The 24,636-nt window shown below is 61.6% G+C and carries 20 protein-coding genes and 5 tRNA genes; 7 read left to right on the forward strand and 18 right to left on the reverse strand.

The features are described 5' to 3' along the window. Window positions 1-163: 163 nt before the first annotated feature. Window positions 164-1,501 (reverse strand): MFS transporter, encoded by a 1,338-nt coding sequence (locus B2J77_RS14270; RefSeq protein ID WP_058637626.1) that lies wholly within the window; start codon window positions 1,499-1,501, stop codon window positions 164-166. 165 nt (window positions 1,502-1,666) lie between these two features. Continuing rightward, on the reverse strand, window positions 1,667-2,152 hold the full coding sequence (gene bkdR / locus B2J77_RS14275; protein WP_023533792.1) for a Bkd operon transcriptional regulator BkdR: 486 nt from the start codon (window positions 2,150-2,152) through the stop codon (window positions 1,667-1,669). 198 nt (window positions 2,153-2,350) lie between these two features. On the opposite strand from bkdR, the gene B2J77_RS14280 reads away from it, so the two are divergent. Genes B2J77_RS14280 through lpdA form a run of 4 tightly spaced genes read left to right on the forward strand, consistent with a single transcriptional unit; the run spans window position 2,351 to window position 7,297 of the window. Beyond that, window positions 2,351-3,583: a 3-methyl-2-oxobutanoate dehydrogenase (2-methylpropanoyl-transferring) subunit alpha gene (locus B2J77_RS14280; protein ID WP_058605562.1), complete on the forward strand. Its 1,233-nt coding sequence runs from the start codon at window positions 2,351-2,353 to the stop codon at window positions 3,581-3,583. A 1-nt stretch (window position 3,584) separates the two neighbouring features. Further along, window positions 3,585-4,643, forward strand: a complete 1,059-nt coding sequence (locus B2J77_RS14285) for an alpha-ketoacid dehydrogenase subunit beta (protein ID WP_058637624.1) — start codon at window positions 3,585-3,587, stop codon at window positions 4,641-4,643. Continuing rightward, window positions 4,644-5,915, forward strand: a complete 1,272-nt coding sequence (locus B2J77_RS14290; protein WP_078478898.1) for a dihydrolipoamide acetyltransferase family protein — start codon at window positions 4,644-4,646, stop codon at window positions 5,913-5,915. It begins immediately after the preceding gene. 2 nt (window positions 5,916-5,917) lie between these two features. Continuing rightward, a complete protein-coding gene (lpdA, locus tag B2J77_RS14295) occupies window positions 5,918-7,297 on the forward strand; it encodes a dihydrolipoyl dehydrogenase (protein WP_078478899.1) in 1,380 nt (459 codons plus the stop codon). 26 nt (window positions 7,298-7,323) lie between these two features. Here the strand turns inward: lpdA and B2J77_RS14300 are convergent, their stop codons facing one another. From B2J77_RS14300 to phnN, 3 genes are all read right to left on the reverse strand, one after another. After that, on the reverse strand, window positions 7,324-8,322 hold the full coding sequence (locus B2J77_RS14300; protein WP_058637621.1) for a diguanylate cyclase: 999 nt from the start codon (window positions 8,320-8,322) through the stop codon (window positions 7,324-7,326). A 202-nt stretch (window positions 8,323-8,524) separates the two neighbouring features. Then, a tRNA-Arg gene (locus B2J77_RS14305) sits at window positions 8,525-8,601 on the reverse strand. A gap of 110 nt (window positions 8,602-8,711) precedes the next feature. After that, complete coding sequence (phnN, locus tag B2J77_RS14310; RefSeq protein WP_058637620.1) at window positions 8,712-9,305, reverse strand: phosphonate metabolism protein/1,5-bisphosphokinase (PRPP-forming) PhnN; 594 nt, start codon at window positions 9,303-9,305, stop codon at window positions 8,712-8,714. 343 nt (window positions 9,306-9,648) lie between these two features. On the opposite strand from phnN, the gene B2J77_RS14315 reads away from it, so the two are divergent. After that, complete coding sequence (locus B2J77_RS14315) at window positions 9,649-9,975, forward strand: Arc family DNA-binding protein (RefSeq protein ID WP_027915923.1); 327 nt, start codon at window positions 9,649-9,651, stop codon at window positions 9,973-9,975. 130 nt (window positions 9,976-10,105) lie between these two features. Here B2J77_RS14315 and mgtE read toward each other — a convergent pair whose 3' ends face one another. From mgtE to alaS, 8 genes are all read right to left on the reverse strand, one after another. Then, window positions 10,106-11,548 carry a magnesium transporter gene (mgtE, locus tag B2J77_RS14320; protein WP_058605568.1) on the reverse strand — a complete coding sequence of 481 codons (1,443 nt, stop codon included), beginning with the start codon at window positions 11,546-11,548 and terminating at the stop codon, window positions 10,106-10,108. 395 nt (window positions 11,549-11,943) lie between these two features. After that, a tRNA-Arg gene (locus B2J77_RS14325) sits at window positions 11,944-12,020 on the reverse strand. A 69-nt stretch (window positions 12,021-12,089) separates the two neighbouring features. Continuing rightward, a tRNA-Arg gene (locus B2J77_RS14330) sits at window positions 12,090-12,166 on the reverse strand. Between the two features lie 70 nt (window positions 12,167-12,236). Continuing rightward, window positions 12,237-12,313 (reverse strand) — tRNA-Arg (locus B2J77_RS14335). Window positions 12,314-12,419: 106 nt separating this feature from the next. Further along, window positions 12,420-12,510: transfer RNA gene (locus B2J77_RS14340), tRNA-Ser, on the reverse strand. Window positions 12,511-12,582: 72 nt separating this feature from the next. Beyond that, window positions 12,583-12,771 carry a carbon storage regulator CsrA gene (gene csrA / locus B2J77_RS14345; RefSeq protein WP_058637619.1) on the reverse strand — a complete coding sequence of 63 codons (189 nt, stop codon included), beginning with the start codon at window positions 12,769-12,771 and terminating at the stop codon, window positions 12,583-12,585. A 166-nt stretch (window positions 12,772-12,937) separates the two neighbouring features. Next, a complete protein-coding gene (locus B2J77_RS14350; RefSeq protein ID WP_023533761.1) occupies window positions 12,938-14,173 on the reverse strand; it encodes an aspartate kinase in 1,236 nt (411 codons plus the stop codon). A gap of 118 nt (window positions 14,174-14,291) precedes the next feature. Next, window positions 14,292-16,916, reverse strand: coding sequence for an alanine--tRNA ligase (gene alaS / locus B2J77_RS14355; RefSeq protein ID WP_078478900.1), 2,625 nt, complete (start codon window positions 16,914-16,916; stop codon window positions 14,292-14,294). 342 nt (window positions 16,917-17,258) lie between these two features. On the opposite strand from alaS, the gene B2J77_RS14360 reads away from it, so the two are divergent. Both B2J77_RS14360 and B2J77_RS14365 read left to right on the forward strand, forming a co-directional pair. After that, on the forward strand, window positions 17,259-18,446 hold the full coding sequence (locus tag B2J77_RS14360) for a M91 family zinc metallopeptidase (protein ID WP_078478901.1): 1,188 nt from the start codon (window positions 17,259-17,261) through the stop codon (window positions 18,444-18,446). A gap of 130 nt (window positions 18,447-18,576) precedes the next feature. Further along, window positions 18,577-19,410 carry a hypothetical protein gene (locus B2J77_RS14365; protein WP_078478902.1) on the forward strand — a complete coding sequence of 278 codons (834 nt, stop codon included), beginning with the start codon at window positions 18,577-18,579 and terminating at the stop codon, window positions 19,408-19,410. Between the two features lie 3 nt (window positions 19,411-19,413). Here the strand turns inward: B2J77_RS14365 and astE are convergent, their stop codons facing one another. Genes astE through astA form a run of 5 tightly spaced genes read right to left on the reverse strand, consistent with a single transcriptional unit; the run spans window position 19,414 to window position 24,599 of the window. Continuing rightward, a complete protein-coding gene (gene astE, locus B2J77_RS14370) occupies window positions 19,414-20,421 on the reverse strand; it encodes a succinylglutamate desuccinylase (protein WP_058637615.1) in 1,008 nt (335 codons plus the stop codon). A gap of 11 nt (window positions 20,422-20,432) precedes the next feature. Beyond that, window positions 20,433-20,723 (reverse strand): hypothetical protein, encoded by a 291-nt coding sequence (locus B2J77_RS14375; RefSeq protein WP_058637614.1) that lies wholly within the window; start codon window positions 20,721-20,723, stop codon window positions 20,433-20,435. Window positions 20,724-20,736: 13 nt separating this feature from the next. Continuing rightward, window positions 20,737-22,086: an N-succinylarginine dihydrolase gene (gene astB / locus B2J77_RS14380; RefSeq protein ID WP_058637613.1), complete on the reverse strand. Its 1,350-nt coding sequence runs from the start codon at window positions 22,084-22,086 to the stop codon at window positions 20,737-20,739. Between the two features lie 20 nt (window positions 22,087-22,106). Continuing rightward, the gene (gene astD, locus B2J77_RS14385) at window positions 22,107-23,570 is read right to left on the reverse strand and encodes a succinylglutamate-semialdehyde dehydrogenase (RefSeq protein WP_058637612.1); all 1,464 of its coding nucleotides are present in this window, start codon (window positions 23,568-23,570) and stop codon (window positions 22,107-22,109) included. Further along, window positions 23,571-24,599 carry an arginine N-succinyltransferase gene (astA, locus tag B2J77_RS14390; RefSeq protein ID WP_023533743.1) on the reverse strand — a complete coding sequence of 343 codons (1,029 nt, stop codon included), beginning with the start codon at window positions 24,597-24,599 and terminating at the stop codon, window positions 23,571-23,573. Window positions 24,600-24,636 lie beyond the last annotated feature (37 nt).

Raw genomic sequence — 24,636 nt, forward strand, 5'->3', positions numbered from 1 at the left:
CGCCTCTGAAGGCTAGCCGATTTCCGGGTAGGAGCGGCCTCGTGCCGCGATGGGCCGCGCAGCGGCCCTAGGCGATACGCTGAAATACAGGAATTACTAGGTCGGGATGCGTCGCCTGGCACACGTCACGCTCCACGTGCTCCAACGCGCGTGACGGCCACATTCAAGCCGGCTTATTCCCCTGCACCTCCTCCAGCGGCGGTTCGCCGTCTTTCTCGGCCTCCTCCGTGTCCTCGGCCGCCACCGGCGTCTGCATCACATCCTGCACGGTCTGCTCATCCACACGCGGGTCCAGCGCTGCCGACAGGGGCGAGCCGGCGGCGGGCATGGCGACGTGGCCCAGGGGGGCATCCTGGACCTGGTGCAAGCCGGTGACAGCTTTTGGACGGATGCGCCAGACCAGTACCAGGGCAAAGAACACGAAGAAGGCGTACAACATCTGCACGCCCAGCACTTTCATCAGCACGCCAGCCGCCAGGGGCCCGATGCACGCCCCCACGCCGTAAGTCACCAACAGCATGGCAGTCAGCGAAACGCGGCGCTCGCTCTCCACGTGGTCGTTGGAAAAAGCCACGGCCAGCGGGTACAGGCTGAACTGCAACAGCGATACCACAAAGCCCATGGCGAACAGCAACTCCAGCGGCACGTCGGGCAGGATCGCCAACGGCGCGGCGGCCACGGCCAGCCCCCCTGCGACACTGCGAATCAACACCGCACGGTCGTAACGGTCCGACAACCAGCCCAGCGGCCACTGAACCACCAGCCCTGCAAAAATGCAGCAGCCCATGAACAGACCGATCTGCTCGGTGCTAAGACCCTGGCTGGCGGCATACAGCGGAGCAAGGCCGTAGAACGAGCCGACGATCAGCCCGGAACCCAGCACCGTACTGAGCGACTGCGGCACGCGCTTGATGAAGAACTTGGGCTCCATGGGTGCCGGACGCAGTGGCGCGGGGTGGATGCGGCGGGTCATGGCCACCGGCACCAGGCACAGGGCGAAGCACATCGCGACCAGCATCAGCAGCTCAAGCCCCAGCTCAGGGTGCACCACCAGTATCAGCTGACCCAACACCAGGCCCAGGTAGGACGCGATCATGTACCCGCTGAATACGGCGCCGCGGTACTTCACGTCCGCCTGCTCGTTGAGCCAGCTTTCGATGACCATGTACTGGCACATCATGCCCAGGCCTACGATCATCCGCAGCCCGACCCAGGCCGGCAGCCAGTTGGTCAGGCCGTGCCCGAGCACGGCGGCGCCGACAATACCGGCGCAGGTGGCATAGGCACGTATGTGCCCTACTCGGCCGATGAGCCGGTGGCCGACCTTGCCGCCCACGGCCAGGCCGAAGTAGTTGGCCGCCATCAAGGCACCGACCCACAGGCTATCGACGTTGTCGGCAGCCAGGCGCAGCGCCAGGTAGGTACTGAGCAGGCCCGAGCCGATCAGCATCATCAGTGCAGCGAAATACAACGACTGAAACGGCTTCCAGATAGTGCGCATAAATCCCTTCGGCTCCCGGGTTGAGCTGGCAGTTGTAGGTGCAGAATAAAGGCTAACGCCAAGCGTTGCAGGCCCCGTGCTGCAAAATCGAATGGTCCCTTGCCCATGGCCAGGTAAAAAATGGATCAGGCCAGGCCACAGGGCGTCGACGAGCTTGGACAGCAGTCATTCGCGCAAGGTCATCCCGTTTGCCGGCAATGGCAACGCCGTTTTGTAGCGCACCTGCTTGAGCGCGAAACTGGAGCGAATGTTGGCAACGCCCGGCAGGCGGGTCAGGTAATCCAGAAACCGCTCCAGCGCCTGGATACTGGGCAGTAGCACGCGCAGCAGGTAGTCCGGGTCACCGGTCATCAGGTAGCACTCCATGACCTCGGGCCGCTCGGCGATCTCTTCCTCGAAGCGGTGCAGTGCCTGCTCGATCTGTTTTTCCAGGCTCACATGGATGAATACGTTCACATCCAGGCCCAGCACCTCGGGCGACAACAGCGTGACCTGCTGGCGAATGACACCCAGCTCTTCCATGGCCCGCACTCGGTTGAAACAGGGCGTAGGCGACAGGTTGACCGAACGTGCCAGCTCGGCATTGGTGATGCGGGCGTTTTCCTGAAGGCTGTTGAGAATGCCGATGTCAGTACGATCAAGTTTGCGCATGAGACAAAATCACCGGTTTATTGTGTTTATGGGGAATGTTTATCTGGCCTGCTTAGCAAAGGCAATCAACTAGAGAGAAATATTCTGCGCCAGGGCAACTAACATGTAGCTAACGCTGACCTGCTGGTCACAAGCCGGCAGTCAGCGGCGACCGCTTCAAAGCTCACAAAAACAAATACCCGAGCGAGCGTAAACAGCATGAACGAGTACGCCCCCCTGCGCCTGCATGTGCCCGAGCCTACCGGCCGGCCAGGCTGCCAGACCGATTTTTCCTACCTGCGCTTGAACGACGCAGGCCAGGTCCGTAAACCACCCATCGACGTAGAAGCCGCCGACACCGCCGACTTGTCCGGCAGCCTGGTGCGCGTACTGGATGAACAGGGCAATGCCCAGGGCCCCTGGGCCGAGGACATAGACCCGCAGATACTGCGCCAAGGCATGCGTGCCATGCTCAAGACCCGCATCTTCGACAGCCGCATGGTCGTCGCCCAGCGCCAGAAGAAGATGTCGTTCTACATGCAGAGCCTGGGCGAGGAAGCCATCGGCAGCGCCCAGGCCCTGGCGCTGAACCGCACCGACATGTGCTTCCCGACCTACCGCCAGCAAAGCATCCTGATCGCCCGTGACGTTTCGCTGGTGGACATGATCTGCCAACTGCTCTCCAACGAGCGCGACCCGCTCAAAGGTCGCCAGTTGCCGATCATGTATTCGGTACGCGAGGCGGGTTTTTTCACCATCAGCGGCAACCTGGCGACCCAGTTCGTGCAAGCGGTGGGCTGGGCCATGGCCTCGGCCATCAAGGGCGATACCAAGATCGCCTCGGCCTGGATCGGCGATGGTGCCACCGCTGAATCGGACTTCCATACCGCCCTCACCTTCGCCCACGTCTACCGCGCCCCGGTCATCCTCAACGTGGTCAACAACCAGTGGGCGATTTCCACGTTCCAGGCCATCGCCGGCGGCGAGTCCACCACCTTCGCCGGCCGCGGCGTGGGCTGTGGCATCGCCTCGTTGCGCGTGGACGGCAACGATTTCGTGGCCGTCTACGCGGCCTCGCGCTGGGCAGCCGAACGCGCACGCCGCGGCCTTGGCCCCAGCCTGATCGAGTGGGTCACCTACCGTGCTGGCCCGCATTCCACGTCCGATGATCCGTCCAAGTACCGCCCAGCGGACGACTGGAGCCACTTCCCGCTGGGCGACCCGATCGCTCGCCTGAAGCAGCACCTGATCAAGATCGGCCATTGGTCCGAAGAAGAACACCAGGCCACCACGGCCGAATTCGAGGCTGCCGTGGTCGCCGCGCAGAAGGAAGCCGAGCAGTACGGCACCCTCGCCAACGGACACATTCCCAGTGCCGCTTCGATGTTCGAGGACGTGTACAAGGAAATGCCGGACCACCTGCGTCGCCAACGTCAGGAACTGGGGGTCTGAAATGAACGATCACAACAGCAGCATCAACCCGGAAACCGCCATGGCCACCACCACCATGACCATGATCCAGGCCCTGCGCTCGGCCATGGACATCATGCTCGAGCGCGACGACAACGTGGTCGTGTATGGTCAGGACGTCGGATACTTTGGCGGCGTCTTCCGCTGCACCGAAGGCCTGCAGAACAAGTACGGCAAATCACGGGTGTTCGATGCCCCGATTTCCGAAAGCGGCATCGTCGGCACGGCCGTGGGCATGGGTGCCTACGGCTTGCGGCCGGTGGTGGAGATTCAGTTCGCCGACTATTTCTACCCAGCCTCGGACCAGATCGTGTCGGAAATGGCGCGGCTGCGTTACCGCTCCGCTGGCGAATTCATCTCGCCGCTGACCCTGCGCATGCCCTGCGGCGGGGGCATTTATGGAGGCCAGACCCATAGCCAGAGCCCGGAAGCAATGTTCACCCAGGTGTGCGGGCTGCGCACGGTCATGCCGTCCAACCCCTATGACGCCAAGGGCCTGCTCATTGCCTCGATCGAATGCGATGACCCGGTCATCTTCCTTGAGCCCAAACGCCTGTACAACGGCCCCTTCGATGGCCACCACGACCGCCCCGTGACGCCATGGTCCAAGCATCCGCAAAGCGCCGTGCCCGACGGTTATTACACCGTACCGCTGGACAAGGCAGTGGTGACCCGGCCCGGCAACGACGTCACGGTCCTCACCTATGGCACAACGGTTTATGTCGCCCAGGTCGCGGCCGAAGAGACGGGCGTCGATGCCGAGGTGATCGACCTGCGCAGCCTGTGGCCGCTTGACCTGGAAACCATCGTCGCGTCGGTGAAGAAGACCGGGCGCTGCGTGGTGGTGCATGAGGCCACGCGAACCTGCGGGTTCGGCGCCGAACTGGTCGCGCTGGTGCAGGAGCATTGCTTCCACCATCTGGAAGCGCCCATCGAGCGCGTCACGGGTTGGGACACGCCCTACCCCCATGCACAGGAGTGGGCGTATTTCCCAGGGCCATCGCGGGTGGGTGGGGCATTGAAAAAGGTCATGGAGGTCTGAATGGGCACGCATGTCATCAAGATGCCGGACATTGGCGAAGGCATCGCGCAGGTCGAATTGGTCGAGTGGTTCGTCAAGGTAGGTGACCTGATCGCCGAAGACCAGGTCGTGGCCGATGTCATGACCGACAAGGCGACGGTGGAGATCCCCTCCCCGGTCAGCGGCAAGGTCATGGCCCTGGGCGGCCAGCCTGGGGAAGTGATGTCGGTCGGCAGCGAGCTGATCCGCATCGAGGTCGAAGGCAACGGCAACCATGTGGATGCCCCGCAAGCCAAGGCGGCTGAAACTCCGCCTGCCAGCCAAGCACCCAAGCAGGCAGCACAGGAACAACCCGTGCCGGCCACCTTGACGCCCCCGGCCAGCCGCCCGGCCGCACCGCTGGCTCCACGCCAGGCCAGCGATAAACCCCTCGCCTCGCCCGCCGTGCGCAAGCGCGCGCTGGATGCTGGCATTGAATTGCGTTACGTGCACGGGAGCGGCCCTGCCGGGCGCATCCTGCATGAAGACCTCGATGCCTTCCTCAGCCAGCCTCAACGCGCCGGTGAGCAGCCCCCCAGCGGCTATGCCAAGCGCACCGACAGCGAGCAAGTCCCGGTAATCGGCCTGCGGCGCAAGATCGCCCAGCGCATGCAGGACGCCAAACGTCGCGTGGCCCATTTCAGCTATGTCGAAGAAATCGACGTCACTGCCCTCGAAGCGCTGCGCCAGCAGCTCAACAGCAAGCATGGCCAGGACCGCGGCAAGCTCACCCTATTGCCGTTTCTGGTCCGTGCGTTGGTCGTGGCACTGCGTGACTTTCCGCAGATCAACGCCACGTACGACGACGAAGCACAGGTCATCACCCGCCACGGCGCGGTGCACGTTGGCATCGCCACCCAAGGGGACAACGGCCTGATGGTGCCAGTGCTGCGCCATGCCGAGGCGGGCAACCTGTGGGCCAATGCAGCGGAAATCGCACGGGTGGCCAATGCCGCTCGCACCAACAAGGCCAGCCGCGAGGAGCTGTCGGGCTCAACCATCACCCTGACAAGCCTCGGCGCACTGGGCGGCATCGTCAGCACGCCGGTGGTCAACACCCCAGAAGTGGCCATCGTGGGGGTCAACCGCATGGTCGAGCGGCCTGTGGTCGTCGACGGTCAGATTATGGTGCGCAAGATGATGAACCTGTCCAGCTCGTTCGATCACCGGGTAGTCGATGGCATGGACGCCGCACTGTTCATCCAGGCCGTGCGAAGCCTGCTGGAACAACCCGCCTGCCTGTTTGTGGAGTGAGCATGCAACCGATCATCGAAACTACGCTGCTGATCATCGGCGGCGGCCCCGGCGGCTACGTGGCCGCCATCCGCGCTGGCCAACTGGGCATCCCCACAGTGCTGGTCGAAGGGCAGGCGCTGGGCGGAACGTGCCTGAACATCGGCTGCATTCCGTCAAAGGCGCTGATTCATGTGGCCGAGCAGTTCCATCAGGCCACCCGTTTTGCCGAGGGCTCCCCACTGGGCATCCGCGTAGCCTCCCCCGAGCTGGACATCCGTCAGAGCGTCGCGTGGAAAGACGGTATCGTCGACCGACTGACCACTGGTGTGGCCGCTCTGCTGAAAAAGCACGGTGTCAAGGTCATCCAGGGCTGGGCGAAGCTGCTCGACGGCAAGCACGTGGAAGTCGACGGTCAGCGCATCCGCTGCGAGCACCTGTTGCTGGCTACGGGTTCAAGCAGCGTCGAGCTGCCCATGCTGCCGCTGGGCGGCGCCGTCATTTCATCGACCGAGGCGCTGACGCCCGCTACGGTGCCGCGCCATCTGGTGGTGGTTGGTGGCGGGTACATCGGTTTGGAACTGGGCACTGCGTACCGCAAGCTAGGTGCGCAGGTGAGTGTGGTGGAGGCCCGCGAGCGGGTGTTGCCCACCTACGACGCCGAGCTCACCGCCCCCGTGGTCGAGTCGCTGAAAAAGCTGGGCATCGCCGTTTACCTTGATCACAAGGTGGAAGGCTATGAACAAGGCACCCTGATGGCCCGGAACAGCGAAGGCTCGCCACTGCGCCTTGACGCCGATAGGGTGCTGGTAGCGGCTGGCAGGCGCCCGCGCACCCAAGGCTTGAACCTCGAATGCCTGGACCTGCGCATGAATGGGGCGGCGATTGCCATCGACGCGCAGTGCCAGACCAGCATGCGCAACGTGTGGGCCATTGGTGACGTGGCGGGCGAGCCCATGCTGGCGCACCGGGCGATGGCCCAGGGCGAGATGGTCGCCGAACGCATCGCTGGCAAGACACGTCGCTTCGAACCGGCCGCCATCGCCGCGGTGTGCTTCACCGACCCGGAAGTGGTCGTCGCTGGCCTGACCCCTGATCAGGCGGTGGCGCAAGGGCTGGACTGCATCGTGGCGCAATTTCCCTTTGCCGCCAACGGGCGGGCCATGAGCCTGGAGTCCAGGACGGGGTTTGTGCGGGTGGTGGCACGCCGCGACAACCACCTCGTGCTGGGTTGGCAAGCGGTGGGCGTGGCCGTCTCTGAACTGTCCACCGCATTCGCCCAATCGCTGGAAATGGGCGCGCGGCTGGAAGATGTGGCGGGCACGATTCATGCCCATCCGACCCTGGGCGAGGCGGTGCAGGAGGCCGCCCTGCGCGCGCTGGGCCACGCACTGCACATTTGACCCCTGGCGCGGCCTGGGGTCGTTGGTCACTGGGCGACGGCGTTCTTGCCTGCGCCCTTGGCCCGGTAAAGCGCCTGGTCGGCGCGCGCCAGCAGGCTGTGGGTGTCATCGCCTTCGCGCCACTGCACTACGCCGTAGCTCAAGGTCAATCGACACTCGCCAATCGGCTCCAACTGCGCCACTACCTGGCGCAGTTGTTCGGCGCAGGCGCAGGCTTGCTCCAGGCTCGTCTGGGGCAGGACCAGGACAAATTCATCACCTCCCCAACGGGCCAGCAAGTCACTTGTGCGCTGGCGCAATCGCAATGCCTCGGCCACACGAATCAAAGCGGCGTCGCCCTGCGCATGCCCGTATTGGTCGTTGATCGGCTTGAAATCATCCATGTCCATAGCGATGACCGACAGTGGCTGCCGAAAGCGCTTGGCCCGCTCGCACTCCTGCCTCAGCACACTCTCCAGCCGATAGCGGTTGGCGATACGCGTCAGGGAATCCCGCTCGGCAAGCTCGCGGTTCTCGTCCAGCTGGCGCTGGAGCTGCTCGTTTACCCAGGACAATTCGCGCGTGCGCTCGGCGACCAGGCATTCCAGCGATTGGTTACGCCGCTCAAGCTGCGCCAGTTGCCGCTTGCCGCTGTCGATGTTGCGATGGGCACCCAGCATGCGTGCCACCGAGCCATCGGGGTTGCGTGCGATCACGTACCCACTGTCCTCGACCCACAGGTAAGTGCCGTCGGCACAGCGGCACCGGTACTCGACCAGGTAACGCTCGTTGCGCTGGTGGATATAGGCATCGAAGTGGGCCATGACACGCTGGAAATCGTCGGGGTGGATCAACCTCTCCCAGGTCAGTACCGAGTTTTCCTGGGAGTGAGGCGTATAGCCGAGCATTAGGTACCAGCCGGGGTTGCGATAGACATAACCCGTGTTGGCATCCCAATCCCAGATACCGTCGCTGATCAGGTCGAACAGCGTCTGAAGCTGCTCTTGGGTAAAACCCGTGGGCACGGGGATGACGTGCTGGTTCATGCAATCTCCTGAATAACCAGCAACTACGCCCCAAGTCCAAGGGCTGCTGAGGTGAAGAAAGACGGCGCTCGCCTTGTGAGGTGAACCGTTAACGGGACTAAGCATAGAAGTACGGACGTAGGGCTGAAATACGTCTTAAGGCGTAGATTTGTAACGGGCGATGAGCGAAGGAGAAGGGAGTGCTGGAGGCACTGGGGAGAAATGGCGTCCCAGGCAGGAATTGAACCTGCAACCTTCCCCTTAGGAGGGGGATGCTCTATCCAATTGAGCTACTGAGACACTGCAACTGGCAGCAGGCGCTGCTCAGCGGGACGGCGTGCATGTTAACCAGCGTGCGGCCGTTTGTCATGTGTTGCAGTGCCATTTGAGCGTAAACCTTTTCCGAAGCCCTAGTACGCCTGGATAACACACTCTTCTCGCAACACTGCCAGCAAGGCCTCGACTGCCGAAGACAGCGTAGTCGAGTTGTCCACCGTTCTTACGCCATCGTCGGCCGTATCGCTCAGACTGACATGCCGAGCCAGACGCTGGTCAATCTCGTTTTGGGTCTCCCGCCCACGGGCCTGCAGGCGCTGACGCAGGATATCGAGACTGACGTCCACACGGATGGCCAGCAAATCAGGGTAGCGAGTACGAGCCTGCGCCAGGTGGCCGCGCGAGCCGTTTACCAGCACCGACCTGCCCTGCTCCAGCCACTCATCTACCTGCCGGGGGATACCGTATTGCAACCCATTGGCCTGCCAATGCATGGCGAATGCGCCTTGCAGCTTCATACGTTCGAACTGCTCGACACTGACACCTACCGCTGCCTCCCCCGTGGCTTCAGGCGAGCGCGTGATGACCCGACGGGCTATTTCGACATGCGCGGCTGCCAGCTGCGGGCGGGCCGCGTCGATCAATGAATCTTTGCCCGCGCCAGAGGGTCCGATCAACAGAATCAGCCTGCCTTTTAGCGGCGAAGCGCAGCTTGCATCATGGTGCATTGCCACTATGCTCTCTGATTAAGAACCTGTGCGTTTGACGCTACTTTCGGCGCAGGTTTCAGGTTTTTTGCAGGATTAGCGGGGATACGTCTGACGTGAGGCCATGACTGGACGTGTGAAAATTTTAACCAGTGCTCATTTCAGACAATTGGTACTGGCATAAAGCCTTTATGCAGATCACTATTTGTCACAGAATTGACGCCAAGGAAACGACAGCATTGAGGCAAGATGAGCGTCCATCTGCACAACCGGTTGAACATTTTGGCGATAAGGCGGTCGTATTTCCACCCCGCGCGGCCAATTTGAGAACCGCTTCCCCTGAACCAAAATCTGGTCAATTTATATGCGCCCAATGAAACAGGCTATTTATTCGAGCCGCACTGCTGACAAGTTCGTCGTTCGCCTGCCAGACGGGATGCGTGAGCGCATCGCCGAGGTAGCACGCAACCACCACCGCAGCATGAACTCGGAGATCATTGCACGCCTGGAACAGAGCCTTATCCAGGAAGGTGCCCTGGGTGAGGAATTGAGCATGCGCCTGGACAGCCCTGAACTGTCATTGCACGAACGCGAGCTGCTGCAGCGCTTCCGCCAGCTGTCCCATCGTCAGCAGAATGCGCTGGTTGCCCTGATTGCCCATGACGTGGAAATGGCTGCTGACGCTTCCTGACGCAAACCTTTGCTGCCATCCACAAAAAAGCCAGCTGATGCTGGCTTTTTTGGTTTTGAAATGGCGGCCTCTTCGTTGCCTTTATCATCCAGACAACCGGACGTCACGCACGGCGTAATGCCCCGAGCCGTTAGAGCAAGAACACGGTGGCGAGCCCCAGGAAGATGAAGAAGCCGCCGCTGTCGGTAACTGCGGTGATCATCACGCTCGACCCCATTGCCGGGTCGCGCCCCAGGCGGGTCAGGGTCATCGGTATCAGCACGCCCATCAGGGCCGCGAGCAGCAGGTTCAAGGTCATCGCGGCCGTCATCACCAGGCCCAGCGACCAGCTGCCATAAAGCCAGAAGGCCACCGCGCCGATGACGCCACCCCAGATCAACCCGTTGATCAAGGACACCGCCAGCTCCTTGCGCATCAGGCGCGAGGTATTGCCTGGCGATACCTGGTCAAGGGCCATGGCGCGCACGATCATGGTGATGGTCTGGTTGCCGGAGTTGCCACCGATGCCCGCCACGATCGGCATCAGCGCAGCCAAAGCAACCAGCTTCTCGATGGACCCTTCGAACAAGCCGATGACCCGGGATGCGACGAAAGCGGTAATCAAGTTCACGGCCAGCCACGCCCAACGGTTGCGCAGCGACCGCCAAACTGACGCAAAGATGTCTTCTTCTTCGCGCAGACCCGCCATGTTCAGCACTTCGGTCTCACTCTCTTCGCGAATCAGGTCGACCATTTCGTCGATGGTCAGACGTCCGATGAGCCGATCGCTCTTGTCCACGACTGGTGCCGATACCAGGTCGTACCGCTCGAAGGCCTGAGCCGCGTCGTAGGCGTCTTCGTCGGGATGGAAGGACACGGGATCGGTGGCCATGACGTCGGCCACTTGCTTGTCCGGGTCGTTGACCAGCAGGCGCTTGATCGGCAACACACCCTTGAGAATGCCATCGTGATCGACCACGAACAGCTTGTCGGTGTGGTTGGGCAATTCCTTGAGGCGGCGCAGGTAACGCAATACCACTTCCAGGCTGACGTCTTCACGGATGGTCACCATCTCGAAGTCCATCAGTGCGCCGACTTGTTCCTCGTCATAGCTCAGCGCGGAGCGTACGCGCTCGCGTTGCTGGGCATCGAGGGTTTCCATGAGCTCATGGACCACGTCCCGTGGCAATTCAGGCGCCAGGTCGGCCAGTTCGTCGGCGTCCATTTCCTTGGCAGCGGCAAGCAGCTCGTGATCGTCCATATCGGCGATCAGGGACTGGCGCACGGCGTCTGACACTTCAAGCAGAATGTCGCCGTCACGATCCGAGCGCACCAGCTGCCAGACCGTCAAGCGGTCTTCGAGGGGCAAGGCTTCGAGGATATAGGCGATATCGGCGGGGTGCAGATCATCGAGCTTGCGTTGCAACTCGACAAGATTCTGCCGGTGGACGAGGTTTTCTACCAAGTCGTTGTGTGCACCTTCCTGGCGGTGCGTGACATCTTCAACCAGGCGCTGGCGCTGAAGCAGGTCGACGACCTGGGACAGACGATCCTGGAGGCTTTCTTGCGCTTTCTTTACTTCTACTTCCGTCATAGGCGAACTCCACTCCCAGCCGCGGAGCACGCCGGGGGAATCAATCGATTAGATCTATCTGTACGAAACGGTTTGGGGAGTAACTACTGGGTAAGTCCATGGTGGTGATCCACAAGCCCCGGCGGGGCTGACGGGCGCAATCATACACTGCTCAAGCTGACAGATCGCTTAAATTTTTGGCTATAACAATCGTTTGCGCGTCATTGCTCTGACAACGCATGAAACCATCGGTGCAATGGCATTGGGCGAGGTTGTGCGAGCACCCTGCCAAGCACCTGGCATGCAGGTACAGAGCACCAAAGCCTGCGCGTTAGGGCGTGGCTGTGTAAGCGATTGAATGCGCAAAGCTGGAAAAACAAAAAGCCCGCTCATTGAGCGGGCTTTCTGTTTGGGTATGGCGGACTCAGCAGGATTCGAACCTGCGACCGCTCGGTTCGTAGCCGAGTACTCTATCCAGCTGAGCTATGAGTCCGTTTGGTAGTTTTAGACCAGATTACCACTGGTTTTTGAAGCAGCCTTGATAACAAAACCACTTCGAAAGTGGCGGACTCAGCAGGATTCGAACCTGCGACCGCTCGGTTCGTAGCCGAGTACTCTATCCAGCTGAGCTATGAGTCCGTTTGGTAGTTTTAGACCAGATTACCACTGGTTTCTTGAAACAGCCTTGATAACAAAGCCACTTCAAAAGTGGCGGACTCAGCAGGATTCGAACCTGCGACCGCTCGGTTCGTAGCCGAGTACTCTATCCAGCTGAGCTATGAGTCCGTGTCTTGCCGCGCATTATAGGCTGCTGAAACATTTTTGCAAGAACTTTTTCGTTTAAAATCAACTACTTAGCGTTCTTACAACTTGCAGCAACCTAAGCGAATAATGGCGGTGAAGGGGGGATTCGAACCCCCGATACCCTTATGAGGTATACTCCCTTAGCAGGGGAGCGCCTTCGGCCACTCGGCCACCTCACCGCAACACGAGGCGAATATTAAACAGGTTCTTCCTCGTCTGCAACCCTTTTTTTGAAAAAAACTTCAAAAGAATTAAAGGCTTGGCTCCTCGTCCTTCTCGTTCTTGATCCGCAGGTAGATTTCCTCGCGGTGAACAGCCACTTCTTTTGGCGCGCTGACGCCGATACGTACCTGGTTGCCTTTGACGCCGAGCACCGTCACGGTGATCTCGCCATCGCCAATGACCAGGCTCTCCGCACAGCGACGAGTCAGAATCAACATAGCTTTCTCCTTACGCAAAACATTCAGGGATAACAGTCTTTAAAATTTCAGCCCGGTCGTGGACGTCGACGCAGGCTGCTGTGCTTCATACGCAGGCCTGGACGGGGCCTGCGCAACGAGCAGAAACGCGAAGGGCGCGGCAAGCCGCGCCCTTCCAGGCAAGGCCTTACTCGCTCTGTCGAGCCGGGGCGTCAAGCTCGAAGGCGGTGTGCAGGGCGCGCACCGCCAGTTCCAGGTATTTCTCCTCGATCACCACCGACACCTTGATCTCGGAGGTGGAGATCATCTGGATGTTGATGCTCTCCTTGGCCAGCGCTTCGAACATGCGGCTTGCAACGCCTGCGTGCGAACGCATGCCGACGCCGACGATGGAAACCTTGGCGATCTTGGTATCACCGATCACTTCACGGGCACCGATCTCGCGCGCGGTGTTCTGCAGCACGCTCTGAGCCTTCTCGTACTCATTGTGCTGTACGGTGAAGGTGAAATCGGTGGTGTTATCGTGGGCGACGTTCTGCACGATCATGTCCACTTCGATGTTCGATGCACTGATCGGGCCGAGAATCTTGAACGCCACGCCTGGGTTGTCCGGTACGCCGCGAATGGTCAGCTTGGCTTCATCACGGTTGAAGGCGATACCGGAAATGATCGGCTGTTCCATGGATTCCTCTTCATCGATGGTAATGAGGGTACCCGGACCCTCCTTGAAGCTGTGCAGCACGCGCAGCGGGACGTTGTACTTGCCGGCGAATTCCACCGAGCGAATCTGCAGCACCTTGGAGCCGAGGCTGGCCATTTCCAGCATCTCTTCGAAGGTGATCTTCTCCAGGCGTCGTGCCAGCGGCACGACGCGAGGGTCGGTGGTATAGACGCCATCGACATCGGTGTAGATCTGGCATTCCTGCGCCTTGAGCGCAGCGGCCAGGGCGACACCTGTAGTGTCGGAACCACCCCGGCCGAGTGTGGTGATGTTGCCGTGCTCATCCACACCCTGGAAGCCCGCCACCACGACCACACGCCCGGCCTTGAGATCAGCGCGGATTTTCTGGTCGTCGATCTGCAGGATGCGCGCCTTGTTATGGGCACTGTCGGTAAGGATGCGTACCTGGTTGCCGGTGTACGACACGGCAGGCACACCGCGCTTGGTCAATGCCATGGCCAGCAGCGCAATGGTGACTTGCTCGCCCGTGGACACGATCACATCCAGCTCGCGCGGAACCGGATGCTCGCTGATCTGCTTGGCCAGGTCGATCAGTCTGTTGGTTTCGCCGCTCATGGCAGAGAGCACGACCACCAGGTCGTCGCCTGCTTCACGGTGCTTCTTGACCTTGTCGGCTACCTGCTCGATCCGCTCGATGGAACCGACAGAGGTGCCGCCAAATTTCTGTACGATCAACGCCATTTCAATGGTGCCTCAGCCCATACAGGGCCCCAAAAAACAATCCAACCTGAAGGACAGGACGACTCACCCCAGCGGGGCCAGGAGCGCAGTTCCCGCTCAAGCCGCCCTGCCCTTCATCTCAAAGTCCCTGCTCTGCGAACGGCACGGCCAGCGCCAGGGCCTGGTCCAGGGCCGCGACGTCGACGCCGCCACCCTGTGCCATGTCCGGACGCCCGCCGCCCTTGCCACCCACTGCCGCAGCGGCTTGCTTCATCAGATCGCCAGCCTTGAGTTGGCTGGAGAGGTCTTTGGTCACGCCGGCCACCAGCACGACCTTGCCCTCATGCTCGCTGCCCAGCAGGATCACTGCATGGCCGAGCTTGTTCTTAAGCTGATCGACCAGGGCGAGCAAGGCCTTGCCATCCTGCCCGTCTACACGGGCGGCAAGCACCTTGGCACCCTTGACTGCCACAGCCGCGTTGGAGAGATCATCCCCGGCGGCGCTGGCAGCCTTGGCCTGCAGCTGCTCGAGCTGCTTCTCCAGCTGGCGGTTGCGCTCGAGCACAGCCGACAGCTTGTCGATCAGGTTGTCACGGTTACCCTTCACCAGTTGCGCCGCTTCCTTGACCTGCTCCTCGGCAGCGTTCAGGTAAGCCAGCGCAGCGGCACCGGTCACGGCCTCGATACGACGCACGCCCGACGCCACGCCGCCTTCGCTGATGATCTTGAAGACGCTGATGTCGCCTGTGCGCTTGGCATGAATGCCACCGCACAGCTCTACCGAAAAGTCGCCGCCCATGGTCAGCACGCGCACCGTATCGCCGTACTTCTCGCCGAACAGGGCCATGGCACCCTTGGCTTTGGCCGTCTCGATGTCGGTCAGCTCGGTTTGCACAGGCGTGTTGCGGCGTACTTCGCGGTTGACGATGTCTTCCAGCGCCTTGATCTGCTCAGGCTTCACCGCTTCGAAGTGGCTGAAGTCAAAGCGCAGGCGCTGGCTGTCCACCAGCGAGCCTTTCTGCTGCACATGCTCGCCCAGCACCTGGCGCAAGGCTTCATGCAATAGGTGGGTAGCCGAGTGGTTCAGGGCGGTGGCGTGCTGCACATCCGCATCGACCTTGGTTTGCACCGGAGAACCTACGATCAGCGCACCGGTGGCGACCACGCCGTGATGCAAGAAGGCGCCACCGGTCTTGGTGGTGTCGCGCACATCGAAGCGCGCCGAGCCTGCCTGGATGTAACCGGAGTCGCCCACCTGGCCACCGGACTCGGCGTAGAAAGGCGTGCGATCCAGCACGATCACGCCTTCCTGGCCCTCGCCCAGTTGGTCAACCGACTGGCCATCGTGATACAGCGCAATGATCCTGGCCGAGGCCTCGGTGGCCTCGTAGCCCAGGAACTCGGTCGCACTGTCGACCTTGACCAGGCTGTTGTAGTCCATGCCAAACGCGCTGGCAGAGCGTGCACGCTCGCGCTGGGCCTCCATTTCACGTTCGAAACCGGCCTCGTCGATGGTGAGCTCGCGCTCACGGGCGATATCGGCAGTCAGGTCCATCGGGAAGCCGTAGGTGTCGTAAAGCTTGAACACCACATCGCCCGGCACCACGTCGCCCTGCAACTGGGCCAGGTCCTGCTCGAGAATGCGCAGGCCCTGCTCAAGGGTCTTGGCGAACTGTTCTTCTTCGGCTTTAAGCACACGCTCGATATGCGCCTGCTGGCTGCCCAGCTCCGGATACGCTTCACCCATTTCGGCAACCAGCGCGGCGACGATCTGGTAGAAGAAGCTGCCCTTGGCGCCCAGCTTGTTGCCGTGACGGCAAGCACGACGAATGATGCGGCGCAGCACATAGCCACGGCCTTCGTTCGAAGGCAGCACGCCGTCGGCAATCAGGAAACCGCAGGAACGGATGTGGTCGGCTACCACTTTCAGTGAGGCCTGCCCCTCGTTGCTGCAACCGATGGCCGTGGCCGCCGCTGACAGCAGGTTCTGGAACAGGTCGATCTCGTAGTTCGAATGCACGTGCTGAAGCACGGCGCTGATGCGCTCCAGGCCCATGCCAGTATCGACCGACGGCGCCGGCAATGGGTGCAGCACGCCGTCGGCTGTACGGTTGAACTGCATGAACACGTTGTTCCAGATCTCGATGTAACGGTCGCCGTCTTCTTCGGGCGAGCCGGGCGGGCCGCCCCAGATATCTGCACCGTGGTCATAGAAGATTTCGGTGCACGGCCCGCATGGACCGGTGTCGCCCATGGTCCAGAAGTTGTCCGACGCATAGGGCGCGCCCTTGTTATCACCGATGCGCACCATGCGCTCGGCGGGCACCCCTACTTCCTTAGTCCAGATATCGTAGGCTTCGTCGTCGGTGGCATAGACCGTGACCCAGAGCTTGTCCTTGGGCAGGTTCAGCCACTTCTCCGACGTGAGGAAAGTCCAGGCGAAGGTGATGGCGTCGCGCTTGAAATAATCACCGAAGCTGAAGTTGCCCAGCATTTCGAAGAAGGTATGGTGACGTGCGGTGTAACCGACGTTTTCCAGGTCGTTGTGCTTGCCACCGGCGCGCACGCACTTCTGGCTGCTGACAGCACGGGTATAGGCGCGCTTCTCCGCTCCGAGGAAACAGTCCTTGAACTGGTTCATGCCGGCATTGGTGAACAACAGGGTCGGGTCGTTATTCGGAATCAGCGAACTGGACGCGACTCGGGTATGCCCCTGTTCTTCGAAGAAGCGAAGGAAGGCTTCACGGATTTCTGCGCTTTTCATAGGATCTTCCACGGAAACGGCGGCCCATCAGGGCAAAGCGTCGACGAAACGACGGCAAAGGGCCGCATTATATCGGGCCTGCAGGCTTGGTGCAGTGAGTTTGTGCTATTGAAATGGCCGAATCGGCTATTGACAGCGTCAAACGCATCAATCATTTATCACGCCTGATGCTAAATCCCTGGCTTCCTGGCTGGCAACTCCTGAAACCGCTGTCTGCCAACGGTAGACCCGACATGCGCCCTGAACACCGAGGGTCATCAAGCAAGCGCGGTAGCCGGTTACCGCTGAGCCGCCCTGGCCGGGGCTTAAGGTGCTTTCCTCGAAACCAGAAGGATATCGCCAATGCCTCAAGCCAATCTTGTCGTATATACCCCCGCCGGCCTGGTGGAGCAGCATGTGCTGCCCTATCAGGACCAGGCGTTCATCATCGCGCGCGAAGATCAAATCGTGCGGGTGCAGGCGCTGCGACCCCGTGTCACGCTGTCTGTCGAAGCGCATGCCAGCGGCGTGATGCTGCGCAGCAGCGGCTTGCGCTACGAACTGGCGCTGATGGGCGACGACATCCTTCACGTTCGCACAGGCTCAGGGGATGACCGTGTACACGTGGCCATCGCGGTCGCCAACCAGGTGGTGCTGGAAACCGGTGATGGCAACGACATCATTAAAGTGGAAGGTGTGGCCACTGCTGACAGCACCGCCGTCGGGCGAGTGATGATCGATGCAGGCCCAGGCAACGACCTAATCGAAACCACGCGCCTGCAGCAAGTCGAGATTGATGCCGGTGCCGGCAACGACACCGTGCACAGCGGCGCAACCCATGCCTTCATTTACGCAGGCGAAGGCGAGGATATCGTCAAGGTTGTCGAAGGCAGGGCCGTGATCGAGGCACTCGACGGCCATAACCGCCTCACTACCGGCATGCTTGACGACCGCTTGTACGGTGACGCTCGCGCTATCACACCAGAAGGCGGCTTCACAGCGCCTGTGCTTTATGACCTTGCCCAGACAACTCTGTCCGCCGACTACCTCAAGACGTTTCTGGTGCAGGGCGAGGCGCACTACATCGAGAAGGTGAACCGTCAACTCAACCTGCTCCGGGCCAGCCCCACCGCCTCGGTATTGCTCCATGACCTGGTGACCAACGGTGCGCGGGTGATCATCTCGAGCATAGAGGCACTGGACAACGCCGATGCTGACTATGACCCTGGCCAGGGTGACCCAACGATTCGCAACGGCAAGCGCGGTGCACGCGCACTCAATTGCCGCATCGGTTACAACCCGCTGGCTCAGCGCCCTGACACGCCTTCAGTGGTCATGCTCTATCACGAACTCTGCCATGTCTGGAATTTCGTCACCGGCAGCGTCACGGACGAGCCGGAACGGCAGGCCGTTGGTTTGGAGGCGGGGCTACAAGGCTTCGACTACGACGACGATCCGGTCACCCCGCCAGACACCAGCAACCCCTTCCCCTTCAATGAGAATGCACTGCGCTTGGAGCTTGGCCTGCCAGCCCGGCAGACCTATCCGTAGGCAAGATTGGACACAGACTCCGGTGGATCACCGGCCCATTCAATACAGCTTAGGCTGAGCCTAAATAACTACCGCACCCAGCAAAGCCGGCAGGCTTAGCCTGAATGCTCTTGAACAGGAGATCATGCCCATGACTGCAGTAACCCAAACCTTCAATATCGACGGCGGTGACAAAAGCGAGCGTTTGAGCTTCGGGGAAATGGACGAAGCGTTAGCCTACGATGCTACAGACGGCGAAGAACGTCTCGGGTCTCGTGTCTATTTTGGTTACGAGCTGTACAAACTCTATTCGGCTAACAAGTTCAACATCCAACGAAGGCTGATCGAGGCTTTCGACGACGATGTGAAGGTTGGCACTCTCGATGAAATCCAGGTCTGGCTCAATACTGCGAACGTTAGCCTGAGCCAGGAGTGCGGCCTGGATCTGGAAGTGGACGGGGTGTCGCTGAGACTGAACAGGTCCACACCCGATCAGCGTGTGCACTTGCTGTTCAGCGGCGAGGACATTCCAGCAGGGTTGACCGATAACGCCGATGGCACACTACGCGTGGATGCCAATGCTAGCGATAATGCGCGTTTCGAAACCACTGCCATCGACCACCTCTTCATCTACGGCACTCCGCAGTTCCAGAACCGGGTGTATGAGCAGCTCGCATTGCTGTCGGGCTACCCTGATTTGAAAAAGGCATTGGACGCTGCCCGTCAAGGCTACGCCAACGTACCCGACATCGTGCTCATGCAATGCCATGCAGGCCCGGGGCAACAGGGACCAGGCTTCGACCTGAGCCGCGTCATCCCAGCCAAATACGCCGATTTGCTACCCGGTGAATACACCGCTGTACTGTACGACCCTTACCAAGCCAAGGGCTTGGACGGCCTGACTGCACTTGCCAGGATGCTGCAGGACGCATACGAAGCCTTGGCTCCGGGCGTACTGCTACCGGCTCCGGGTACCGACATCTAAGGTTCAGGCCAGATTTTCACCGTCATCAGGCACCACGATGATCCCCGCCCTAAGGCCATTACGCACCTTGGGGTTGGGGAAGATGATCCGTGCGCCCTCTTCTTCGATTACCCAGCGCACGCCAGCCAGGTCATCGGCCAGCAGGTAGCCTTTGTCCAGCGGAGAGAAATTCTTGATGTCGGCTGGCAGGTGCAAGCGGAAACCGTCGCTGTGCTTGATGACCTCACGCGCCACGCGAAACAACTGCAACCCCTCCAACGACCCGCCGTCATCGGGTTCGGTGGCCTGAAGGATGTGCACTAGCCGTGCTTCGAGCTTGTCCAGATTCACCGCGTCGTTCTGGCCAAAAGGGCGGGCCTTGCCCAGCTCAAGGGTAAAGGACTCGGCATCGAGCTGCTCGTAGGTAAAGGCACTGAACGTGATCGAAGGCTTGCACTGCAAGAGCACCGCCTCCATGCCCGCCGCAGCCAGGCGGGCCAGTTCACGCCGGGAATGTGTGCGCCCTTGCTTGAAGGGATACAGCGCGAACTGCTCGATCCTGGAGCCTCGAATGGCCGTGTGCAGGTCGTAGTGCAAGCGACTACGCCCAGGCTTGCTGAAAAAGACCCGCGCGAATTGTTCGAGCTCGGCAGCGCGCAACGCCTCCGGCCCGCTTGATTGCTCGTGGCGACCATTGAACAGGCGGTTGATGTCCTGTTCGACGAACCGCTCACCATTGACGATGGCCGCCGGGTTGCCGAACAGCAACAGCACCCGCGCCCGAGGCACGATGTCTCCACGTGCAACACCATGCAGCAGACGTTCGAGCAACTCGATCGGGGCGGTCTCGTTGCCGTGAATACCTGCAGACAGCAACAGGTCCAGGCCGCAGTCGTCAGCGGCGCTGGGGCTCACTTCCAGAGCTCCCTGCCCCAGCCAGCGAAGGCGCACGCCCCTGGGCGTCACTTGGGTCTTCTCGGCCGGTTCATGGCCGGTGAGGGTCAGCTCAAGCAATTTGCCAAGGGCGAGCATGGCGGGCGTCCTCAGTGATGGTGGCCGCAGTCCGGACCGTGAACGTGATCGTCGTCTTCGCCGACGTCGGCCGGCTCCATTTCCAGCTGCAGGCTGACCAGGTTGGTCGCCAGGGGGCGCAGCAGCAGGTTGGCATATTCGGCGTCGCCCTCCTCCACATCCACCCCGATCAGCAGTTGGCCGCGGCCGTCCTGCTGGATCCATACTTCCTTGCCTTGCCACATCACGGCAAAGCGCGTGCACGAAGTTTCCAGCTGAGTGCCGTCTTGATCTTCCAGGATCAGGCGCAGGGCGTCGGTCATTGCAATTCTCTCTTCAAGGTTGGCGTTGGAACGGGTATACCGAGCCCAACTTGAGTATCTGGGTCAATTCGTCCAGTGCCGTACGGCACTCCTGCAGCAACAGAGGATCGGCCAGGTCAGCGTCGACCAGACGGTCACGGTAGTGCCGATCGACCCACTGCAGCAGTGTCTCGTACAACGGGGCGCTCATGATAACGCCTTGGTTCACCGCCGCCAGTTCCGTTTCGTTCAGGGCCACACGCAGGCGCAGGCAAGCCGGCCCGCCACCGTTTTGCATGCTCTGCTTGAGGTCGAACACCTGCACCTCCCGCACCGCTGTGCCCAGGCTGGTAAGCTGCTGCAGATACGTCCAGACCCGCTCGTTGTTGCGGCACTCCTCCGGCACCACCAGCAGCATCGACCCATCGTTGCGGCTGAGCAGCTGGCTGTTGAACAGGTAGGAGCGCACGGCATCCTCTACCGAAACGGTGGCACGCGGCACGCAAATGGCCTGCAACTCACCGCCCTTGGCCGCCAGCTTGGCACGAAGCTCGGTGAGCACGGCCTCGGTGTCGAGAAACGCATCCTCATGGTAGAACAGCACCTCCCCATTACCGACCGCGATCACATCGTTGTGAAACACACCCTGGTCGATCACCGCGGGATTTTGCTGAGCATAGACCACCGCGTCGGCGCTGAGCCCGTGCAGGCGGACCACGGCCTGGGACGCTTCGAGGGTTTGCCGGGCCGGGTATTTCTGAGGTGCCGGGTAGCGGCTGTCGAAGGCACTGCGGCCATAGACGAAGAATTCGACCCCAGCCTGCCCATAATCGCGGCAGAACCGCGTATGGTTCGCGGCGCCCTCATCGCCGAATTGGGCGACGCTCGGTAAGGCGGGATGGTGACTGAAATGGGCCTCGTCCCCGAACATGGCTGCCAGCACGCGACTGGTAGTGGGGTGCTCGATACTGCGGTGGTATTTGCAGTTGAGGTTGGCAGCAGTGAAGTGCACCCGCCCATCGGCCGTATCGGCGCTGGGGCTGACCGTCGCGGCGTTGGCCACCCACATGCTCGACGCCGAGCAACTGGCAACCAGCAGCGGCATGGCCTCCCGTGCGGCGCGCTGGATCACCTGGGCATCGGTGCCGGCGAAGCCAAGCTGGCGCAGCGCGGCCACATCGGGGCGCTCCTGGGGCGCCAGTACCCCCTGCTTGAAGCCGAGGTCGGCCAACGCCTTCATCTTCGCCAGCCCCTGGCGCGCCGCTTCGCGCGGGTTGGACCCTTGGTGGCTGTTGCTCTGGGAGGCCACGTTGCCGTAGGACAAGCCACCGTAGTTGTGGGTAGGCCCTACCAGGCCGTCAAAATTCACTTCGTATGCTTTCATCGGCAAGGCTCCGACCATCGTTATAGTATGACGCCCGGCGCCAGGGTGGCCGGCAAGGTCAGGCTGGTGGCCTCCAGCGACGCGACGGGGTAGGCGCAGTAGTCGGCTGCGTAGTAGGCGCTTGCCCGGTGATTGCCACTGGCGCCCACCCCACCGAACGGCGCGCTGCTGGCTGCACCGGTGAGCTGGCGGTTCCAGTTGACGATGCCTGCGCGGCTGTGTAGCCAGAAATGCTCATAGCGGGCCTGGGAATCGCTGAGCAACCCGGCAGCCAGGCCATAACGGGTGTTGTTGGCTTCGGCGATGGCCGCCTCGAAATCGGGGTAGCGCAGCACCTGCAGCAGCGGCCCGAAAAACTCCTCATCCTTGCGCAGCGTCACGCCCGTGACATCGACGATACCCGGGGTCAGCAAGGCGGCATCATGCTGCGGCTGCGTCATCTCCAGCAGGCTGACGCCGCCCTTTGCAATCAGCTCAGCCTGGGCGGTCAGCAGCGCCTGCGCCGCCTGCAGGGAAATCACCGACCCCATGAACGGGGCCGGTTGCTGATCGAAAGCACCTACGGCCAGGGTACAGCTCACCTGGACCAGCCGTTCCAGCAACTGATCGCCCCATGGGCCCTGCGGCACCAGCAGACGGCGTGCGCAGGTGCAGCGCTGGCCCGCCGAAATGAAGGCCGACTGAACGATGGTATAGACCGCAGCGTCAAGGTCCTGGACTTCGTCCACTACCAGCGCGTTGTTCCCGCCCATCTCCAAGGCCAGAATCTTGTCGGGGCGGCCGGCGAACTGCTGGTGCAGAAGGTGGCCGGTACTACTGGAGCCAGTGAAGAACAACCCATCGATACCGGGGTCGGCGGCCAAGGCCACGCCCGTTTCACGGCCACCTTGCACCAGGTTCAACACCCCGGCGGGCAGGCCCGCGGCAATCCAGCAATTGACGGTCAGCTCGGCCACCTTGGGCGTCAGCTCACTGGGTTTGAACACCACGCAGTTTCCAGCCAGCAGCGCCGGGACGATATGCCCGTTCGGCAAATGACCGGGAAAGTTGTAAGGCCCGAATACCGCCACCACGCCGTGGGGCTTGTGGCGCAGCACCGCAGTGGCGTCAGCCAGAGGGCCGCTCTTCTCGCCGGTGCGCTCACGGTAGCTCTGCGCCGAGATTGCCACCTTGTTGATCATGCTGGTGACTTCGGTAGCCGATTCCCACAAGGGCTTGCCGGTTTCCTCGCCAATGCAATAGGCCAGCGCGTCGGCATGCTGTTTTAGCTGCGCCGCAAACTGTTCCAGCACCTCGATGCGCGCCTGCAGGCTCATGTGCGCCCAGGCAGGAAAAGCCTGGCGCGCAGCCTGTACGGCAGCCTGTACCTGGCCTGCATCAGCCCCCTGCCCTTGCCAGACGGTCGCCTGGCTCACCGGGTTGAGCGATGCCAGGGGCTCGCCGCGCCCGGCTACCCAGTTACCGCCGATGTAATGCGTGGTCATTTACTGGCCCTCCCGGGCGGCCGACAGGGGCACGGCCCGCACGTTGTCGCCTGCACCCATGCGCAGGCGCTTGGCCGTCAGCGGGTCGACCACCAACGTACCCGCCGCCAGCCGAGCCGGGGCGGCCGTGATGCGGCAGTCGTCGCGCTTACGGTTGTGGATGATGAATGGCGTGGCATCCTCACCAGGCGTACCGATGGCCAGTACCAATGTCTGGCTGTCGCGTACCGCGCGGATGCGGGCCGTATCGCATTCGATGGCAGGCCCGGCGTCGAAGATGTCCACGTACCCCTGATAAGTGAAGCCTTCCTGTTTGAGCATGGCCAATGCCGGCTCGGTGTCGGCATGCACCCGGCCGATCACGCTGCGCGCCGCTTCGGACAGGAAGCAGGTGTAAAGCGGGAACCTGGGCATCAGCTCGGCGATGAACGACTTGTTGCCCACCCCCGTCAAGTAGTCGGCCTGGCTGAATTCCATCTTGAAGAAATGGCGGCCCAGGCTCTCCCAGAACGGCGAGCGCCCTTGGGCATCGGACATGCCACGCATCTCCGCCATGATCTTCTGGCCGAACAGCTCGGGAAACTCGGCGATGAACAGCATGCGCGCCCGGGACAGCAGCCGACCATTGAGCCCTGAGCGGTAGTCATGGCGCAGGAACAGCGAGCACAACTCGGAATTGCCGGTCAGGTCGTTGGCCAGGAACAGCGTGGGGATCTCGCGGTAGATCTTCAATTCCTGGGACGCACTGACGGTAAGCCCGACGCGGTAGTTGTACCAGGGCTCGCGCAGGCCTACGGCGCCAGCGATGGCACTGATGCCCACGACCAGCCCTTCGTCGTTTTCCAGCACGAAGAGGTAGTCGGTATCACCGCGCTCGGCTTCACCGCGAAAGCTCTTTTCCGCCCAGCCGACGCGATGCTCCAGGCGTTCCTCGTTGGCAGGCAGCGTGGTCAGCCCCGTGGTGCCGGTGCTGCGTGCCAATTCGATCAACGCAGGCAGGTCGCTGCTGCGTACAGGACGAACGATCATGCTATCTCCTTGTGCGGCGGCATCAACCGGCGCGAAA

It is taken from the genome of Pseudomonas parafulva, from assembly GCF_002021815.1.
In the GTDB taxonomy this organism is placed as follows: domain Bacteria; phylum Pseudomonadota; class Gammaproteobacteria; order Pseudomonadales; family Pseudomonadaceae; genus Aquipseudomonas; species Aquipseudomonas parafulva_B.